Consider the following 14,976-nt stretch of genomic DNA (forward strand, 5'->3'; position numbering starts at 1 on the left):
GAGCGGGCATGCCGGCCTCGACAAATTCGGTGGAGGGTCCCCTCCCGTCGGCGGGTTCGCACGGCGCTCGTCGGTACGGGGAGCGCCGGGCGAAGGTGACCGGAATCTCCTGGGTCGACCGGTCAGGCCGGGCCGGAAGAACCACCGACCTGACCGGTTCTGCTCAACGCGACGGGCTCGGCGAGGCAGTCGGGCGGCCCGGCACGCCGGGCGGGCCCGGCGGAGTCGACGGGGTTGGTGAGACCGTCGGGCGGCCCGGTACGCCGGGCGGGCCCGGCGGAGTCGACGGGCTCGGCGTGACAATCGGTCGGCCCGGTACACCGGGCGGGCCCGGCGTGATCGACGGGTCCCCGGGCGCGCCCCCGGGGCTCGGCTCGACCGTCGGCACCGTGGTGGGCGCGGACGGGGTGGGCACGGGCGGGCTGGGCACGGCCGCCGGACCGGCCGGGCTGGGCACGGCCGGAGGAGGCTCGTCCGAGCCGGTCGCGGCCAGGGCGAGCGGGGTGGCGATAAGGATCGCCGCCAGGGTGCTCACCGCCCCCACCGTCACCGTGGCGCGACGTCTGTTGCGCACCCGCCGTTCCGCTCGGCTCAACTGGTCATGCACGATCGGTGCCTCCTCGGCCAGGTCGGTGAGGGTGGAGCGGATGAGGTGCTCGAAGGGTTCGGTCATCGCCGTACCTCCAGCCTGTCGACGTCCGGCAGCAGGTCGCGCAGTCGCTTCACCGCTCGATGGGTACGGCTGCGTACGGTCCCCACCGAGCAGCCCAGCAGCTCGGCCACCCGGGCTTCGGGCAGGTCCTCGTAGTAGCGGAGAACCACCACCGCGCGCTGTGCCGGTGGCAGCTGACGCAGCGCGGCCCGCATCGCCAGCCGCACGTCGGTGCCGCCGCTCGGGTCGCAGCCGACCGGTTCGTCGGCCGGGTTGAGCGGTGTCTCCCGCCACCGGCGCAGTCGCCGCCACCAGCTGATCTGCTCGCGGTACATCACCACCCGCAGGTAGCCCTCGGGATCGGCGTGCCGAATGGTTCCCCACTTCGGGATGGTCCGCGCCAACGCCGACTGGAACAGGTCCTCGGCGGCGTTGCGGTCCCCGGTCAGCAGGTACGCGACCCGCATCAGCGCCGGAGTCCGGCTGCCGACGAACTCGGCCAGCCGCGCGCGCTCGTCCTCGTCCACCCACCACCCCCGTTTCGTTGTCACAGATACAGACGTCCCAGGTCATCGTCGCTATCCACGATCGGTGGGGTTTTTCGGCCCGAAAGTGTCGGTCGTGCCGGGTAGCGTCCGGCCACCAACTGAAGAAGGGGTGCGGCGAAATGACGAGCGTGGCGGGTTGGGCGGCGGCGTCGACACCGGGTGCGTTTCCGCCGCTGCCCCGCGCGGTGGCGCAGTCCTTCTATCGCCGGATGCGGGCCGTCGCGCCGGCCGCCGTGGGCGCCATCGAACGGGACCGGGCGGGCAACCCGGAGCGGAGCTTCCCCGACACGGCTTGCGGCCGGTTGGCCGGCTCCCTCGACGACGCGGGCCTGCGGGCGCTCGGGATGTGGACGCACCACTGGTGCATGCGCTTCTACGACGACGACACGAGTGTCGGTCGGCGATTGATCCGCGAGATCGCCGCGCGGCCGGGGCTGGGCTGGACGGCCGACGAGGTGCGTTGGATGCTGCGCGAGTCGGTCTCGGTCGGGCCGGCCGCCGCCGACCGGTTCACCCTGCCCCGCGCCGCTGCCGGGCAACTGCCCCCGGCCGACCGTCGGGCCCTGGGTCATTGGCCCGAGGTCGAGGTGCCCCGCCAACGACGGCCCGACCAGTCTGGTTGATCATCAGCCTGGCGGGGCCCGACCCGTTGCCCGCCGGCGGCGGGTCGGCCCCGCACCGAGCGGGCGGAAGACCGGCTGCGGCAGGATGGACGCCGCACCGCCCCGACGGAAGGACGCTCCGATGCCCGCCAGCGAACCGACCATCATCGCCACCAGCATGGGCTTCTTCCGGGGCGACCGCGGGCCCTACGACCTGCGCCCCAGCCCGGTCTTCGAGCTGGCGGCCGAGTTGGCCGAGGCCGGCCCGCAGCCACGGGTCTGCTACCTCGGGCAGGCCGTGGGCGACCAGCCCACCTCGCTGACCGCCGTCTACGGCGCGTTCGCCGACACCCGGTTCCGGCTGTCACACCTCGCCCTGTTCCCGATGCCCAACGTCGAGGACGTCCGCGCCCACCTGCTCGCCCAGGACGTGATCTGGGTCGGCGGTGGCAGCGTGGCCAACCTGGTCGCGGTGTGGCGGGTGCACGGGCTCGACGAGATCCTGCACGAGTGCTGGCAGGCCGGCGTGGTGCTGGCCGGCGTCTCCGCCGGCTCGATCTGCTGGCATGTCGGCGGTGCCACCGACAGCTTCGGCCCCCGGCTGCGCGGCTTCACCGAGGGCCTGGCCTGGCTGCCGTACGGCAACGGGGTGCACTACGACAGCGAGGGCCAGCGCCGCCCGCTCATGCACGAGCTGGTCGGCGACGGCACGCTCCCCACCAGCCACTGCACCGACGACGGCGTCGGCCTGGTCTACCGGGGCACCCAGCTGGTCGAGGCAGTCGCGGACCGCGAGGGCGTCTCGGCGTACGAGGTCAGCCGCGGCGCGGACGGCAGCGTACGGGAGGCGGTCATCGCCCCCCGCCTGCTCGGCTGAGCGTCACGCCTCGTCGACGGCCTGCCGGCGCAGCACCGCGTCGAAGACCTGGGCCAGCTCGGCGGCGTCCTCCCCGGCGTGGTGCGTGTGCGGCATGTCGTGCAGGCCCAGCTCGTGCTTGATCGTGCCCTGGCGGGTCTGGGCCCACTCGCTGCCGGTCAACCCCATCCAGTAGCTGCGGAGATCAACACCGGAGCCGGTCGCGCCGAACGGGCTGTGCCCGACGAAGCGGACGAAGTACCAGTGCACGAACATGCCGTCCCAGACGGCCGGGGCGGCGAGGAAGACCGGACGGCCGACCCGGCGCAGCCCGTTGACCCAGGCCGCCGCGGCGGACATCGCCTCCTGCGCGGTGGGCGCCTCCCGCAGCAGCCGGTCCCGGTCCAGGCCGGAGACGGCCAACGCCGCCGGAACGAACTCGTCGGAGATGGGACGCAGCTCGGTGTAGAAGGTCAGGTCGGGGCGGCCGGTCACGGCCATGCCCAGCGAGATCATGCTGTACGGCCCGGGGATCGGCCCGTCCGCCTCCACATCGACGGCGATATACAGCTCAGGCAACGTCGAGGTCATCCCACCTCCAGCAGCGGAACATCGAAACGGGAGACTAGCAACGCCCGACAGGGCCCGGTGGGAGCGACGATCGACCACCGGCGCGGCGCCGAATCGGAGCCGCCTGGACCGGCCCGGCCGGGACCGGCGTAAGCTGGCCCGTCGTGAGTCTCACCATCGGCATCGTCGGCCTGCCCAACGTCGGCAAGAGCACGCTTTTCAACGCGTTGACCAAGAACGACGTGCTGGCGGCGAACTACCCGTTCGCCACCATCGAGCCCAACGTCGGCGTGGTCGGGCTGCCCGACGAGCGGCTGGGCAAGCTGGCCGAGATCTTCTCCTCGCAGAAGGTGCTGCCGGCGCCGGTGTCGTTCGTCGACATCGCCGGCCTGGTCCGTGGCGCGTCGAAGGGGCAGGGCCGGGGCAACGCCTTCCTGGCCAACATCCGCGACGCCTCGGCGATCTGCCAGGTCGTCCGGGCCTTCTCCGACCCGAACGTGGTGCACGTCGACGGCAAGATCTCCCCGGCCGACGACATCGAGACGATCAACACCGAGCTGATCCTCGCCGACCTGCAGACCCTGGACAAGGCGCTGCCCCGGTTGGAGAAGGAGGCCAAGCTCCGCAAGGACCGGGCCGCCGCCGTCGCCGCCGCGAAGGCCGCGATCGAGGTGCTCGACGGCGGCACCACCCTCTACTCCGGGGCCGCCGCCGCCAAGATCGAGCTGGAGCACCTGCGCGAGCTGCACCTGCTCACCACCAAGCCCTTCCTGTACGTCTTCAACGTCGACGAGGCCGAACTGGCCAACGAGACGTTCCTCGACGAGCTGCGCGCCCTGGTCGCCCCCGCCGAGGCCATCTTCATGGACGCCAAGATCGAATCTGAGCTGGTGGACCTGCCCGAGGAGGAGGCCCGCGAGCTGCTGGAGTCGATCGGGCAGAACGAGCCCGGCCTCAACCAGCTCGTCCGGGTCGGCTTCCGCACCCTCGGCCTCCAGACGTACCTCACGGCCGGCCCCAAGGAAGCGCGCGCCTGGACCGTCCCGGTCGGCGCCACCGCTCCGGAGGCCGCGGGTGTCATCCACAGCGACTTCCAGCGCGGCTTCATCAAGGCCGAGGTGGTCTCGTACCACGACCTGGTCGAGCACGGTTCGATGGCGGCGGCCAAGGCGGCGGGCAAGGTCCGCATTGAGGGCAAGGAGTACGTCATGCAGGACGGCGACGTGGTGGAGTTCCGCTTCAACGTCTGAATCCGGCCTGTTCCCGGAGGTCAGGCGGTTGAATCGTTGCCCGGGGGCACGTCGGGGGCACACCCCACGCGTCATCGACGGCGCGGCGGGTGCGTTCCTCCGAGTCCGGAATCAGCAGTACGGAGGCGTAGGGGTGCCGCAGGTCGTGACTCGTGCTGCCCTTCGGTAACCCAGCCCGCTCCACGGCCGCCGAGAAGATCAGCGAACCGTAGTAGTCGTGCTGGTATAGGCCGGACGATGGCGACGTCAGCGCGGTGCAAGCCGCAACTTCTGCCAAGGGCCAGGAGATCGGCTGGCACGACGAGCCGCGTCCGACTCCGGATCGCGAGCCATCTATCGGGTGATCCGTCATGGGTAGAGGGCGGGCGGCGAAATCGTACGTTCGGCCCGGCCGAGGCGATTATCGGCCCTCCACAAGGGCATCAGGCGAGCGTTGCGCCGCGCTCACCTTCCGTTCGCGCCTTCCGTCGGTGATCGAGCACCCGGCGCAGGTCGTACACGGCGGCGCAGGGGCCGATTACACCTAGCAGGATGAACACGATCCCCAGCCGGTATTCCCCTTCGATGGGGTTCATCCGCAACAGTCCCACGCCTGCCCAGAGTGCTACGAGGGGCAGGAGCATCGCACCGATGATCTTGATGCCGCGAGCAAGGCCGTAGCGGATGGCGAGAACGCCGGAAGGGATTGCAACTACTCCGGCGAAGAGCATGCCGCCAACGATGGCGAGGAACACCGGATGACTGACCGACATGCGCGGCAGTCTAACCAGCCGCCGTGGCGTTCATTGCCCCGTTTCCGCCGCAAGTCAGTGTCGTCGGCGTGCTGCTCTCTCAACTTCGCTCAGTACGAGGCCGAGGGTCTGTGAGCGGCGGTCTGCTGGCAGTACTGCCCATGCTCGTCGGGCGTGTGCCAGTCCGCCGGACTGATCACCGGCTTTCGTCATCATGAGGGCGCGGTGTAGTTCGATGTGGGTGGCGAACCGGGTAAGTGCGCTTGGACGAAGACGGTCTGCGTCGGTCTGAGCCTGTTCGCCGGGGCCGATGATGCCCAGTCGGGCGTAGAGCATCGAGCGGAAGGTGGCCATGCGCCAAGCGGGCACGGCGGAGTCGGAGATTTCGCCGTCGGGTGAGGCGGTCTGGTCGAAGACTCGTTGGGCATCCTCGTCCGCGGCGATGGCTGCGGAGGTGTCTCCGCGACCTGCGGCGATATGTGCACGGGCCATCAGTGCCTGGACGCGACCCAGTGAGGGCCGGTCGGACAGAGCCGTTGCCTCGTCGGCGTATCGCTGAGCGACGGGTAGGGCGGCGCCTTCGTAGGCCAGGGCGATGGCGGCCCGGCCGCGCACCCAGACTCGGACGGCGAGGTCATCCGAGCGGTCGGCGGCGACGCGGGCGGTGTCATACCAGCCGATGGCTTCGGTGGGATCTTTGGTGGTCTTGCCATAGGTGGTCAGGGCGCGGGCTGCGGTGGCCCACATGGTCGGGCTGTCAAGCTGCTGTTGCATGACGACGAGATCATTGGCGAGCCTAGTTTGCAGGGAGTCCGCGCCGATCTCCATGTAGTCGCGGCCGTATCGGTCGACGCGGTCGCGCCAGCGGTCGGCGCTGTCGTGGTGGCCGGCGAGTGCGGCGGTGAAGCCATTGCGGATGAGTTCGTTCGCGGCGATTGGTCCGATCGTGGCGGCGGCGAGGAAGTCTCTGCGTCTCACGTCCGCTTCTCCCAACGCTCGCGCGTAGGCGAGCACGATGTCCGGCGTCGCGGTCCGGCGTCCTGCTTCGACGTTGCTCAGGTGCGAGGCCGAGTAGCAGGTGCGGGTCGCGACGGAGGCCAGCGTTACGCCGGCTTCAACACGAGCGTGCCTCAATTGCGCACCGAGTTCATCCATCGGATCCCCTGTGAAAGGTCCTGAAAGCATCGAGGTGCTTCCGAGCGTAGTCGCGCGGTTACCAGAGTAGATCCCACGCGAGGTAGGAGCGGAAGCACTGCGGAGGCAGGGATGGACGATGCCGGTGCGATTGGCGGCAGAGGCGAGCGGTTGCAGGCGGCGGAGCGAGAAGCGGCCAAGCAGCGGTTGCTCGCCCAGGCCGAGGCGGAGCGAATACCGGTGGAGGACGCGACCCGGGCGGTGCCGGATCGGCGGTGGCGTCATGCACGGTGAGCACCTGCCCATCGGGCGGCGGGTCGCCTACCTGCGCGCACGGCGGAGGCTGTCGCAGCAGTCGTTCGCTGACCGGCTCGGGAAGTCGAAGAGCTGGGTGGACAAGGTCGAGCGCGGGGTCCGGTCGCTGGAGCGGGTGTCGACTATCCGGGACATCGCCGCTGTCCTGCGGGTCGACACCGCAGCACTGCTCGGGCGTGACGTCCAGCCTGTCGACGCGGGGGAGCGGATCGAGGGCGTCGCGCGGATTCGTGCGGCGCTGTCGACGTACATCATGGCGCTTGGCCCCTCGGCGACGGGCGGCGACGTCATGCCCGCTGATCGGCTTGTCCGTCAGGTGGAGCATGCCTGGACCACCTTTCAGCACGCGCGGTATCCGCAGGTGGTTGACCTGTTGCCGAGGCTGCTGACTGAAGTGCAGCGTGCGCACGTCCAGGATCCGGTGGCTGGCCGGGCGACGTTGGTGGAGGCGTACCGGGTGGCGGCGTCGGTGCTGGTGAAACTGGACGAGGCGAGCCTCGCCTGGCTGGCGGCCGACCGGGCCATGTCCGCCGCGAACGGGGACCGGGTGCTGGTGGCTGCCGCGGCAGTGCAGCTCGGTCAGGTCCTACGGGCGTCGGCGCGGGCGAGGTCAGTGATGCTGGCCGCCGCGTACCGGATCGCTCCGGATGATTTTGACGAGAGTGCGCCGGCGGAGCTGTCGCTGTGCGGGTCGCTGTTGGTTCAGGCGGCGTTGATGGCGGCGAGGGCCGGCGACGGCCGCGCCGCTGCTGACCTACTGGACGAATCTGCCGAGATGGCTGCTCGGGTGGGCGACGGTCATGACCACCACCGGACCGCCTTCGGGCCGACGGCGGTCGAGCTGGCCCGGGTCGCCGCTGCCGTCGACCTGAGCGACGGGCGCGAAGCGGTCGCCCTGCATGAGGCGGCAACCAGCCGGGAAGGCTGGCGGTGGTTGCCCGTCGAACACCGGGCCGCGCACTTGCTCGACGCAGCCCGCGCCTACCTGCAGACCGACGACATCACCCACGCGGCCCGGGTCCTGCTGTGGGCCGACAGCCTCGCGCCCGCGGAACTGCGGCACCGGCCGGCGGCCCGGGACGTGGTCGCGCAGATGACCCGCGACCCGGACGCCCCTGCGACGATCACCCACCTCGCCAGCGACCTCGGAGTGGTCTGAGAGCGGGCCGGCTATCGCGCATCGAGCGGTACGGCGATGGCGTCCCGGATCATGGCCACGGCACGGTTGACCTCTCGTAGCGTGGCCTGGGCGTCGTCCTGCTCGCGGACCACGTCGGGCGGGAACCCCACCACGCGTCTGGTACGTCTGGCGGTCGGCCAGGACGCACCACACGGTTTCGACAGCCTGAGGCAGCATTGCGACCCGGCGCGGTCGCGATTGCCGATCTGGCGAAGGAGGCGTTCGACCCGAGGTTCATCCAGCGACCCGGGCTCGGGGTTCACGGCTACCAACAAGGTGTGCATGGGTGCAAGGGTCCTACTGCTCGGCCCAGGCGCCCAGCTCGTTGCCGCTGGGGTCGGTGAAGTGGAACCGCCGGCCACCGGGGAACTCGTACGGCCCGTTCACCACCTGGCCGCCGGCCTCCCTGACCGCCTGCACGGACCGGTCCAGGTCGCTGGAGTAGAGCAGCACGAGCGGGCCGCCCGCCCGAACCTCCCGGTCCACACGGAGACCGCCGACCTCGGGCGCGGCGTCGCCGTGTGGGCTGCGGATGCCGGCGTACTCCGGCCCGTAGTCGTTGAACTGCCAACCGAACGCGTCGGCGTAGAACCGCTTGGCCGCGGCGAGGTCGGTCACCGTGAGTTCGACGTAGTCGATGGCGTGGTGTCGGTGCGGCGATGGCTCAGACATGCGCCGATTGTGCACCTCGGGTACGACGAAACCGCGACGTGCAACGAAAGGTTGCGCGATGGGTGTGGTCTGTCGTAGGTTCAGTGCAACCAAAGGTTGCGAAAGGTTGTGGGCATGGAACAGGGAACGATCGAACGAGACATCCACGTCAACGCGTCTCCCGAAGTCGTCTTCGAGGTGGTCAGCCAGCCCGAGCACATGCGCGAGTGGTGGCCCGACGACGCGCGGTTCGAGTCCGTCGCCGGTGCGCCCGGCGAGCTGGTCTGGCGCGACGCCGACACCGGCGAGACGAAGACCGTCGCGCTGGCCGTCGTCGAGGTCGACCCGCCGAAGCGGTTCTCCTTCCGGTGGTGTTTCACCGAGCAGGACCGGAGCGGGCAGGCGCTCTTCGTCACCTTCGACCTGGTGCCCAGCGGTGCCGGGACGCTGATCCGGATGACCGAGACCGGCTTCCGCGAGCTGGGTTGGGAGGTCGCCGTGCTGGAAGAGCAGTACCGCGACCACGAGAACGGTTGGGACCACTACATGCCCCGGCTGGGCGAGTACGTCGCGCGGCTGGTCGCGACCCCATGAGCACGGCGGTCGACGACGAGCTGTGGTCGGCGATCGGCGACCCGATCCGGCGTACGATGATCGATCTTCTTCTCGCTGACGGGCCGGGCACGGCCACCTCGTTGAGCAGACGGCTACCCGTCACCCGCCAGGCCGTCTCGAAGCACCTGGCGGTCCTCGACCGGGTTGGGCTGATCCACGCCGAGCCGGCCGGTCGCGAGCGTCACTACCAGGTGGACGAGGCGCAACTCGCCCGCGCGGTCGCCCAGTTGTCGGCAGTCGGCTCCACCTGGGACGCCCGCCTGCGCCGGATCAAGCGCATCGCCGAGACGATCGAACGCCACCGCACCAACAACCAGGGAGGCTGAGAATGGTGGACATTCTGCACCAGGTCGGCGTCGTCGCTCCACTCGCCGACGTCTACCGTGCGGTGGCAACCCCCGAGGGCGTCGCAGGCTGGTGGTCGGTCGACACGACCGGCAAGAGCGAGGTCGGCGGTTCGCTGGCCGTCCACTTCGGTGACGAGGGCGGGTTCGACCTGGAGATCCTTGAGCTGGACCCGGCCGGTCGGGTGCGGTGGCGGGTCGTCGGTGGCCCCGAGGAGTGGATCGGCACCGAGATCGGCTGGCGGCTCGGCCAGCGAGGTCGGTACACGATCGTCGACTTCACGCACTCGGGCTGGCGCGAGCCGACCGAACTCATGCACGAGTGCAGCACCAAGTGGGCGATCTTCCTGATGAGCCTCAAGGAGCTGGTCGAGACGGGGCGCGGCCGGCCGGCGCCGGACGACGTCCAGATCAGCGACGGGCACTGACCTCGGTACCCACCGAGAGGCGGAGGTCGACTCGGGTTCCTTGACGTCGCGGTGTCGTCGTGGCGATGACATCCCCGACTTTCCGGAACCCGAGTCGATCAAACCGCTACTCCGCCCGGTAGACGGAGATGTGCGACGGGCTGTCGGCCTGGAACGGTCGCCGGTGCCAGTCGGCGTACCGCTCGGTGAGCCGGAGCCCTGCCTGCTGCGCCATCTCGTCGATCTGGTGCGGCCAGGCGTACCGCATGGCGAACGGCTTCAGGTGCACACCGTCCGCGTCGAACGTGATCGTCTGCCGGATGAACCGCTGCGCCGGCCGGTCGTACCGGTGCAGTCGGATCGTCGCGGAGTCCTCGGTCACCTCACGTACCTGCACCTGCTCGTCCGAGTCGAAGCTGCGCGGGTCGGGCACGAACGTCTCGATGACGAACGCGCCGCCGGGCGACAGCACCCGGGCGACGTTGCGGAAGCAGTCCGCCTGCCGCTCGGCGTCCACCAGGTTGAACAGGGTGTTGAAGACCAGGTACGCGAGCCGGAACTCACCGGCCACCGGCACGTCCGCCATGTCGGCGACGACTACCGGGATCCGGTCGCCGCCGGGTTTCGCCCGCAGCTGCGCGAGCATCTCCTCGGACGCCTCGACGCCGTGCACGGCGAGGCCGCGTTCGGCCAGCGGCAGCGCGACCCGGCCGGTGCCGATCGCCAGTTCGAGAACCGGACCCCCGTCGGCCAGGGCGGCCAGGAAGTCCACCGCTGGTGCTGGGTCGGGGTTGCCTGGGCCGTCGTAGTCGGCGGCCCAGAGCCGGCCGAAGAGGCCGGGATCGTCGAAGACCGACATCAGCGGCCTCCCGGGTTGGGGTCAGTGGCGCCCAGCAGCGCCAAGGGAACAGTTCTGCTCACGAAGTCTCGATTCCTCGGGTCGGATGACTGTTGGTTCGGGGGACTTCGTCGTGTCGGGCATGGTGGCTGCTCCCTTCGCGTGGCTGTCGACCGAGGACACCAGAGACGCCGTGGGCCCGGCAAGGCAATTACGCCAGCCGGGCCCACGACGGGACGTGCGATCAGGAGATGTGGTGCAGGATCACGTTGTGCACGTGGTGGCTCTTCTGCGCGCCACGGAACTCCACCTCGTAGGTGTGCGTGCCGACGTGGATGGCGATGGCGCCGGTGGAGAAGAACGAACCACCCCACGACTTGTTGCTGACCACGCTCACGCTGGTGATCTTCGAGTACGGGATGCTGGTGATCGCGAACCGCTTCCCGACGAAGGACCGGTCCTGGATGATCACGCGGCGGTCGGTCAGCCCGATGAACCCGGTGCCGGTGCCGACGGCGTCGTAGACGGCGATGATCTGCTCGCCTTCGAGGAGGCCACTCTCGATCTGCTGGACCTGCTCTTTGCGGTCGTACGCGATGTTCGCCATGTGCTCCAGGCTAGAAAACTGGTGCCAACGTGCCCACCCGGGCGAGGACCACGAACTCGCCGTCGCCGTGGCCGACGGGCTCGCCGTGCCAGCCCCCGTGAACATGGTCCACGATGAAGCCCGCCCTGGTCAGAGAGGTGCGCAGCTCGACCTCGGTGCGGAAGCGCAGGGTCGCCGAACTGAGGATCTCTTCCCCGTCGTCGAAGTGGTAGTGGTGGGTGAAGTCGACCACTCCGTCGCGTACCCCGGTGACCTCGGTCCACGCGCGGACCTCGCCGCCGTCGGGCAGCGTGACCAGCCGGTGCGAATCCACAGGGTTCCACCGCTCCCAACGACGGTCCGCCGGGTCGCGGGCGTCGAACACCAGCCGGCCGCCGGGCACGAGCGCCCGGGCCAGGTCGGCGAGGGTACGCGCCCACTCCGCGTCGTCAACGAAGAACTGCGCGACGTGGCTGGTCAGCACCGCCACGTCGAACGCCCGCTCGGGCAGCAGCGCCGAGGTGCCCTCAAGCCAGGTCACCCGCTCGCCGCCCGGCTTGGCACGGGCGACGGCCACTGACGCGCCGGCCGGGTCCACACCGGTGACGGTGTGCCCGGCGGTGGCGAGGGCAACGGTCAGCCGGCCGGTGCCGCAGCCGAGGTCGAGCACCCGGGCGGCCGGGGTCTCGCCGACCACAGCCCGGAAGAAGTCGTCGTCCGGCCCCCACCGGCACTCCGCGTCGTACACCTGGACCAGCCGGTGGTGGCGGAACTCGGCGTGCCTCATCGGGGGTTCGCGTCGGTCGCGGCGCTGACGAACTCGCGTACCCGGGTGGTGGTGTTGCTGGGCAGCCAGACCGGCCCTCGTTCGATCGGTGGCGCGTCGTGGATGGGCACGTACGCCACGTCGGGGCGCGGGTAGTAGCGCCGCGTGTGCTCGCCCACCGGCAGGACTCCCCGGCCCAGCGCGACCAGGGACAGCATCTCGGAGAAGGTGTTCCCGGCGGGCCCCTTTGGCACCGGTCGGCCGGACGGGGTGCGCTCCGGGGTGCGGTCCCGCTTGAACTCCACCGAGGTCACTGTCGGGTACTGCACCACCGGGTGGTCGGCGAGCACCTCCAACGACACCGACCGCTCCCGGGTGAGCGGGTGCCCCGCGGCCACCGCCAGCACCCGGTCCTCGGAGAGCAGCGCCGGGCCGGTGGCCATCCCGTCGAACGGGTACGAGGCGATCAACACGTCGGTCGAGCCGTCGAGCAGCCCGGATCGGGTGGTGGACAACTGCGCCTCGTGCACGTCGACCCGACAATCGGGGTGCCGTTCACCGAACAGGGCCACCGCCCGGAGCAGCACCGGCGCGGTCCACTCGCCGAGGAACGCCACTCGTAGCGTCCCGGTCACGCCCCGCGCGGCGTCGGTCGCGCGGCGGACTGCCTCGTCCATCCCGGCGACCAGCGGAGCCAGCTCGTCGGCGAGTTGCCGGCCGATCGGGGTGAGCCGGACGACCCGACTGGTACGGGCGAACAGCGGTGCGCCGATCCGGCGCTCCAGCTTCTTCACGATGTGGCTGACCCGGCCGGTGCTGATGGTCAACCGCTCCGCGGTCCGGCCGAAGTGCAGTTCGTCCGCGAGGGTCAGGAACGTCTCGACCTCGTACCGCTCCAGCACACCGCTCCCATCGTTGACCTGTGGGCAACGATCGTAGCGGCATCGGGTCTTGGTCGGCGTCCCTCGTTCGGGGATCGTGAACGCGGCAGGGAAAACCGAGCGAAAGGCTCTGACGTGAGCGTTGACGACTACCTGGCCGGCCTGGCCGGCCCACTGCGTGAGATCGGCGAGAAGCTGACGCCGATCATCGCGGCGGCCCTTCCCGGGGCGACCGGGGCGATGTGGCACGGGCACCCGGTCTGGAGCCTGGGCGACCGGCCCGGCCAGCGCCCGGTCTGCCTGGTCAAGGCGTACGGGTCGTACGTCACCTTCGGGCTGTGGCGGGGGCAGGAGATCGTCGACCCGTCGGGGCGGCTGATCCCCGGTGCGCGGGCGATGGCGGCGGTGAAGCTGCGCGACGTCGCCGACGTCGACCCAGCCCTGTTCAGCGACTGGCTGCGCGCGGCGGCCCACCTGGAGGAGGCGTGAGCGCGGTGCGGGTAACCGGTTTCGACCACCTGGTGCTGACCGTCGCCGACGTGGAGCGCTCCCTGGACTTCTACTGCGGCCGGCTCGGGCTGGCACCGGTACGGGTCGACGAGTGGCGTGCGGGCACCGTCCCGTTCCCGTCGGCACGGATCAGCCCCGACAGCATCATCGACCTCGTCCGTGGTGAGCCGCAGGGCACGAACGTGGACCACTTCTGCCTGGTGGTGGCACCACTGGACTGGGCGCAGGTGATCGAGTCGGGGGTCTTCACGGTGCTGACCGGCCCGGTCAGCCGGTTCGGTGCCCGCGGTTCGGCGACCTCGATCTACGTACGGGACCCGGACGGCAACACGGTGGAGCTGCGCTGGTACCCGCAGGATGCCGGCTCGGGTTCGGAGACTGTCGTCAGGCCTCGGTGACCGCCCGGTAGGCGTCCTCGATGCGGGCCGCCAACAGCACCTCGCCCTCGGTCAGCGGCTCGCCGCTGCCGTGCCCCACCCGGATCTGGGTGCTGTCGGCCCGGCGGCTGATTTCGGGCCGCAGATGCAACGCATCCGCGACGACCTTGACCCGTTCAGTTAGTGCGGCGTGTTGGGTATCGTCGATCACGAGCGTCCGTCGGATCTGCTCGCCTTCGCGCGTCCAACCAGATAGCAAGGTCAACGCGTCGGAAAGGTAGTCGTGCTTGGCTCTGCTGTTGAACAGCACGCGCATCACCGCACCCCCCAAGCGCCGTTGCCGGCTTGTGGCCAAATCGTCGCCATCCCGTGTCTTGTCGGTGCCTCCTAGTCTCCCGCTGCTCGGAGGGGGTGTCCACGCCCACACTTCCGTGTCTTATTGGCCTAGCGGACGGCTACGGTACCCAAACCGCCGATTGATCTGGCACCCTGGACGCCCGTGCGGACCGAACGGGCGAATGATGGCGGGCAGGCCGAACGACGGGACCTGAAGGTGATCGTTGGTGCGGCGATCATCCGGGATGGGCGGGTGCTCGCCTGTGCGCGTTCCGCCCCACCCGAGGTGGCGGGCATGTGGGAGTTTCCGGGCGGAAAGGTCGAGCCGGGGGAGGCCGAGACCGACGCGTTGATCCGGGAGTGCGCCGAGGAGTTGGCCGTACGCGTCGAGATCGGCGACCGGGTCGGCCGCAACGTGCGGATGGCGCACGGCCGGTCGGTGCTCAAGGTGTACGCGGCCCGCCTGCTCGGCGGCGACCAGCCGCAGGCGCTGGAGCACGAGGCGCTCCGCTGGCTCACCGCCGACGAACTGGACTCGGTCACCTGGCTCCCCGCCGACGCCCCCATCGTGGCCGCCCTCCGCCCCCTCCTGCTCAACTCGCGTTGATCATGAAGTTATTGCCACGACACGCCGTGCGCGGTGGCAATAATTTCATGATCAACGGGGGCGGGGCGGGGCGGGGCGGGGCGGGGCGGGGCGGGGCGGGGCGGGAAGTGGGGCGGGAAGTGGGGCGGGGGGGGGGGCGGCCGGCCCCGGCCCCCGAGGGGGGAAGGGGGGGAGGGGGTGTTTTGGCTGGGCGGGGGGGGAGACGTGTTGGGGGGAGGGC

At 70.3% G+C, this 14,976-nt stretch carries 22 protein-coding genes; 11 read left to right on the top strand and 11 right to left on the bottom strand.

From position 1 onward, the window contains the following. Window positions 1-163 precede the first annotated feature (163 nt). Both ABZ794_RS17000 and ABZ794_RS17005 read right to left on the bottom strand, forming a co-directional pair. Window positions 164-673: a hypothetical protein gene (locus ABZ794_RS17000; protein WP_357516188.1), complete on the bottom strand. Its 510-nt coding sequence runs from the start codon at window positions 671-673 to the stop codon at window positions 164-166. Further along, entirely contained in the window at window positions 670-1,179 is a 510-nt protein-coding gene (locus ABZ794_RS17005; protein ID WP_357516190.1) for a SigE family RNA polymerase sigma factor, read from the bottom strand. Before ABZ794_RS17005 ends, ABZ794_RS17000 begins: the two co-directional genes overlap by 4 nt. Window positions 1,180-1,319: 140 nt before the next feature. Between ABZ794_RS17005 and ABZ794_RS17010 the strand changes: the two genes are divergently transcribed. After that, window positions 1,320-1,823, top strand: a complete 504-nt coding sequence (locus ABZ794_RS17010; RefSeq protein WP_247670024.1) for a hypothetical protein — start codon at window positions 1,320-1,322, stop codon at window positions 1,821-1,823. A gap of 121 nt (window positions 1,824-1,944) precedes the next feature. Next, window positions 1,945-2,679: a peptidase E gene (locus ABZ794_RS17015; protein ID WP_357516192.1), complete on the top strand. Its 735-nt coding sequence runs from the start codon at window positions 1,945-1,947 to the stop codon at window positions 2,677-2,679. Window positions 2,680-2,682: 3 nt separating this feature from the next. Here the strand turns inward: ABZ794_RS17015 and ABZ794_RS17020 are convergent, their stop codons facing one another. Then, window positions 2,683-3,249 (bottom strand): exonuclease, encoded by a 567-nt coding sequence (locus ABZ794_RS17020; RefSeq protein WP_210785844.1) that lies wholly within the window; start codon window positions 3,247-3,249, stop codon window positions 2,683-2,685. Window positions 3,250-3,392: 143 nt separating this feature from the next. Here ABZ794_RS17020 and ychF point away from each other — a divergent pair, with 143 nt between their 5' ends. Then, window positions 3,393-4,478, top strand: a complete 1,086-nt coding sequence (gene ychF / locus ABZ794_RS17025) for a redox-regulated ATPase YchF (protein WP_091406282.1) — start codon at window positions 3,393-3,395, stop codon at window positions 4,476-4,478. 422 nt (window positions 4,479-4,900) lie between these two features. Here ychF and ABZ794_RS17030 read toward each other — a convergent pair whose 3' ends face one another. Both ABZ794_RS17030 and ABZ794_RS17035 read right to left on the bottom strand, forming a co-directional pair. Next, window positions 4,901-5,230 carry a hypothetical protein gene (locus ABZ794_RS17030; RefSeq protein ID WP_357516195.1) on the bottom strand — a complete coding sequence of 110 codons (330 nt, stop codon included), beginning with the start codon at window positions 5,228-5,230 and terminating at the stop codon, window positions 4,901-4,903. Between the two features lie 54 nt (window positions 5,231-5,284). Beyond that, the gene (locus ABZ794_RS17035) at window positions 5,285-6,364 is read right to left on the bottom strand and encodes a helix-turn-helix transcriptional regulator (RefSeq protein ID WP_357516197.1); all 1,080 of its coding nucleotides are present in this window, start codon (window positions 6,362-6,364) and stop codon (window positions 5,285-5,287) included. 111 nt (window positions 6,365-6,475) lie between these two features. Between ABZ794_RS17035 and ABZ794_RS17040 the strand changes: the two genes are divergently transcribed. Further along, complete coding sequence (locus ABZ794_RS17040) at window positions 6,476-6,637, top strand: hypothetical protein (protein WP_357516199.1); 162 nt, start codon at window positions 6,476-6,478, stop codon at window positions 6,635-6,637. Further along, window positions 6,627-7,817, top strand: coding sequence for a helix-turn-helix domain-containing protein (locus ABZ794_RS17045; RefSeq protein ID WP_357516201.1), 1,191 nt, complete (start codon window positions 6,627-6,629; stop codon window positions 7,815-7,817). Before ABZ794_RS17040 ends, ABZ794_RS17045 begins: the two co-directional genes overlap by 11 nt. A gap of 318 nt (window positions 7,818-8,135) precedes the next feature. Here the strand turns inward: ABZ794_RS17045 and ABZ794_RS17050 are convergent, their stop codons facing one another. Continuing rightward, window positions 8,136-8,510 carry a VOC family protein gene (locus tag ABZ794_RS17050; protein WP_210785855.1) on the bottom strand — a complete coding sequence of 125 codons (375 nt, stop codon included), beginning with the start codon at window positions 8,508-8,510 and terminating at the stop codon, window positions 8,136-8,138. Window positions 8,511-8,624: 114 nt separating this feature from the next. On the opposite strand from ABZ794_RS17050, the gene ABZ794_RS17055 reads away from it, so the two are divergent. The 3 genes from ABZ794_RS17055 to ABZ794_RS17065 are packed head-to-tail and all read left to right on the top strand — an operon-like array spanning window position 8,625 to window position 9,876. Further along, complete coding sequence (locus ABZ794_RS17055) at window positions 8,625-9,083, top strand: SRPBCC domain-containing protein (protein ID WP_210785856.1); 459 nt, start codon at window positions 8,625-8,627, stop codon at window positions 9,081-9,083. After that, entirely contained in the window at window positions 9,080-9,430 is a 351-nt protein-coding gene (locus ABZ794_RS17060) for a metalloregulator ArsR/SmtB family transcription factor (RefSeq protein WP_210785857.1), read from the top strand. Before ABZ794_RS17055 ends, ABZ794_RS17060 begins: the two co-directional genes overlap by 4 nt. Window positions 9,431-9,432: 2 nt before the next feature. Next, entirely contained in the window at window positions 9,433-9,876 is a 444-nt protein-coding gene (locus tag ABZ794_RS17065; protein ID WP_210785858.1) for an SRPBCC domain-containing protein, read from the top strand. A gap of 106 nt (window positions 9,877-9,982) precedes the next feature. Here the strand turns inward: ABZ794_RS17065 and ABZ794_RS17070 are convergent, their stop codons facing one another. The 4 genes from ABZ794_RS17070 to ABZ794_RS17085 all read right to left on the bottom strand — a co-directional run bounded on the left by ABZ794_RS17070 (window position 9,983) and on the right by ABZ794_RS17085 (window position 12,947). Continuing rightward, entirely contained in the window at window positions 9,983-10,714 is a 732-nt protein-coding gene (locus ABZ794_RS17070; protein WP_357516204.1) for a class I SAM-dependent methyltransferase, read from the bottom strand. A gap of 223 nt (window positions 10,715-10,937) precedes the next feature. Next, window positions 10,938-11,300 carry a PH domain-containing protein gene (locus ABZ794_RS17075; RefSeq protein WP_030337500.1) on the bottom strand — a complete coding sequence of 121 codons (363 nt, stop codon included), beginning with the start codon at window positions 11,298-11,300 and terminating at the stop codon, window positions 10,938-10,940. A 10-nt stretch (window positions 11,301-11,310) separates the two neighbouring features. Next, window positions 11,311-12,066 (bottom strand): class I SAM-dependent methyltransferase, encoded by a 756-nt coding sequence (locus ABZ794_RS17080; protein WP_357516206.1) that lies wholly within the window; start codon window positions 12,064-12,066, stop codon window positions 11,311-11,313. After that, window positions 12,063-12,947 carry a LysR family transcriptional regulator gene (locus tag ABZ794_RS17085; RefSeq protein ID WP_357516208.1) on the bottom strand — a complete coding sequence of 295 codons (885 nt, stop codon included), beginning with the start codon at window positions 12,945-12,947 and terminating at the stop codon, window positions 12,063-12,065. The genes ABZ794_RS17080 and ABZ794_RS17085 overlap by 4 nt, the downstream gene beginning before the upstream one ends. Before the next feature lie 114 nt (window positions 12,948-13,061). Between ABZ794_RS17085 and ABZ794_RS17090 the strand changes: the two genes are divergently transcribed. Both ABZ794_RS17090 and ABZ794_RS17095 read left to right on the top strand, forming a co-directional pair. Beyond that, window positions 13,062-13,415, top strand: a complete 354-nt coding sequence (locus tag ABZ794_RS17090; RefSeq protein WP_210785862.1) for a DUF1801 domain-containing protein — start codon at window positions 13,062-13,064, stop codon at window positions 13,413-13,415. 5 nt (window positions 13,416-13,420) lie between these two features. After that, window positions 13,421-13,834, top strand: coding sequence for a VOC family protein (locus tag ABZ794_RS17095; protein ID WP_357516210.1), 414 nt, complete (start codon window positions 13,421-13,423; stop codon window positions 13,832-13,834). Here the strand turns inward: ABZ794_RS17095 and ABZ794_RS17100 are convergent. Next, the gene (locus tag ABZ794_RS17100; RefSeq protein WP_112604995.1) at window positions 13,821-14,129 is read right to left on the bottom strand and encodes a 4a-hydroxytetrahydrobiopterin dehydratase; all 309 of its coding nucleotides are present in this window, start codon (window positions 14,127-14,129) and stop codon (window positions 13,821-13,823) included. The genes ABZ794_RS17095 and ABZ794_RS17100 overlap by 14 nt on opposite strands. A 183-nt stretch (window positions 14,130-14,312) precedes the next feature. Between ABZ794_RS17100 and ABZ794_RS17105 the strand changes: the two genes are divergently transcribed. Next, window positions 14,313-14,756: a (deoxy)nucleoside triphosphate pyrophosphohydrolase gene (locus ABZ794_RS17105; protein ID WP_210785865.1), complete on the top strand. Its 444-nt coding sequence runs from the start codon at window positions 14,313-14,315 to the stop codon at window positions 14,754-14,756. Window positions 14,757-14,976: the final 220 nt, after the last annotated feature.

Origin of the sequence: Micromonospora sp. NPDC047187 (assembly GCF_040643355.1) — a bacterium.
Lineage (GTDB): Bacteria > Actinomycetota > Actinomycetes > Mycobacteriales > Micromonosporaceae > Micromonospora > Micromonospora salmantinae.

Excerpts from the sequence above, each read along its gene's own strand:
- ABZ794_RS17000 (WP_357516188.1), bottom strand. The coding sequence starts at position 673 with ATGACCGAACCCTTCGAGCACCTCATCCGCTCCACCCTCACCGACCTG.
- ABZ794_RS17080 (WP_357516206.1), bottom strand. The coding sequence starts at position 12,066 with ATGAGGCACGCCGAGTTCCGCCACCACCGGCTGGTCCAGGTGTACGAC.
- ABZ794_RS17010 (WP_247670024.1), top strand. The coding sequence starts at position 1,320 with ATGACGAGCGTGGCGGGTTGGGCGGCGGCGTCGACACCGGGTGCGTTT.
- ABZ794_RS17045 (WP_357516201.1), top strand. The coding sequence starts at position 6,627 with ATGCACGGTGAGCACCTGCCCATCGGGCGGCGGGTCGCCTACCTGCGC.
- ABZ794_RS17040 (WP_357516199.1), top strand. The coding sequence starts at position 6,476 with ATGGACGATGCCGGTGCGATTGGCGGCAGAGGCGAGCGGTTGCAGGCG.
- ABZ794_RS17065 (WP_210785858.1), top strand. The coding sequence starts at position 9,433 with ATGGTGGACATTCTGCACCAGGTCGGCGTCGTCGCTCCACTCGCCGAC.
- ABZ794_RS17055 (WP_210785856.1), top strand. The coding sequence starts at position 8,625 with ATGGAACAGGGAACGATCGAACGAGACATCCACGTCAACGCGTCTCCC.
- ABZ794_RS17015 (WP_357516192.1), top strand. The coding sequence starts at position 1,945 with ATGCCCGCCAGCGAACCGACCATCATCGCCACCAGCATGGGCTTCTTC.
- ABZ794_RS17075 (WP_030337500.1), bottom strand. The coding sequence starts at position 11,300 with ATGGCGAACATCGCGTACGACCGCAAAGAGCAGGTCCAGCAGATCGAG.
- ABZ794_RS17100 (WP_112604995.1), bottom strand. The coding sequence starts at position 14,129 with ATGCGCGTGCTGTTCAACAGCAGAGCCAAGCACGACTACCTTTCCGAC.
- ABZ794_RS17060 (WP_210785857.1), top strand. The coding sequence starts at position 9,080 with ATGAGCACGGCGGTCGACGACGAGCTGTGGTCGGCGATCGGCGACCCG.
- ABZ794_RS17020 (WP_210785844.1), bottom strand. The coding sequence starts at position 3,249 with ATGACCTCGACGTTGCCTGAGCTGTATATCGCCGTCGATGTGGAGGCG.
- ABZ794_RS17050 (WP_210785855.1), bottom strand. The coding sequence starts at position 8,510 with ATGTCTGAGCCATCGCCGCACCGACACCACGCCATCGACTACGTCGAA.
- ABZ794_RS17030 (WP_357516195.1), bottom strand. The coding sequence starts at position 5,230 with ATGTCGGTCAGTCATCCGGTGTTCCTCGCCATCGTTGGCGGCATGCTC.
- ABZ794_RS17070 (WP_357516204.1), bottom strand. The coding sequence starts at position 10,714 with ATGTCGGTCTTCGACGATCCCGGCCTCTTCGGCCGGCTCTGGGCCGCC.
- ABZ794_RS17035 (WP_357516197.1), bottom strand. The coding sequence starts at position 6,364 with ATGGATGAACTCGGTGCGCAATTGAGGCACGCTCGTGTTGAAGCCGGC.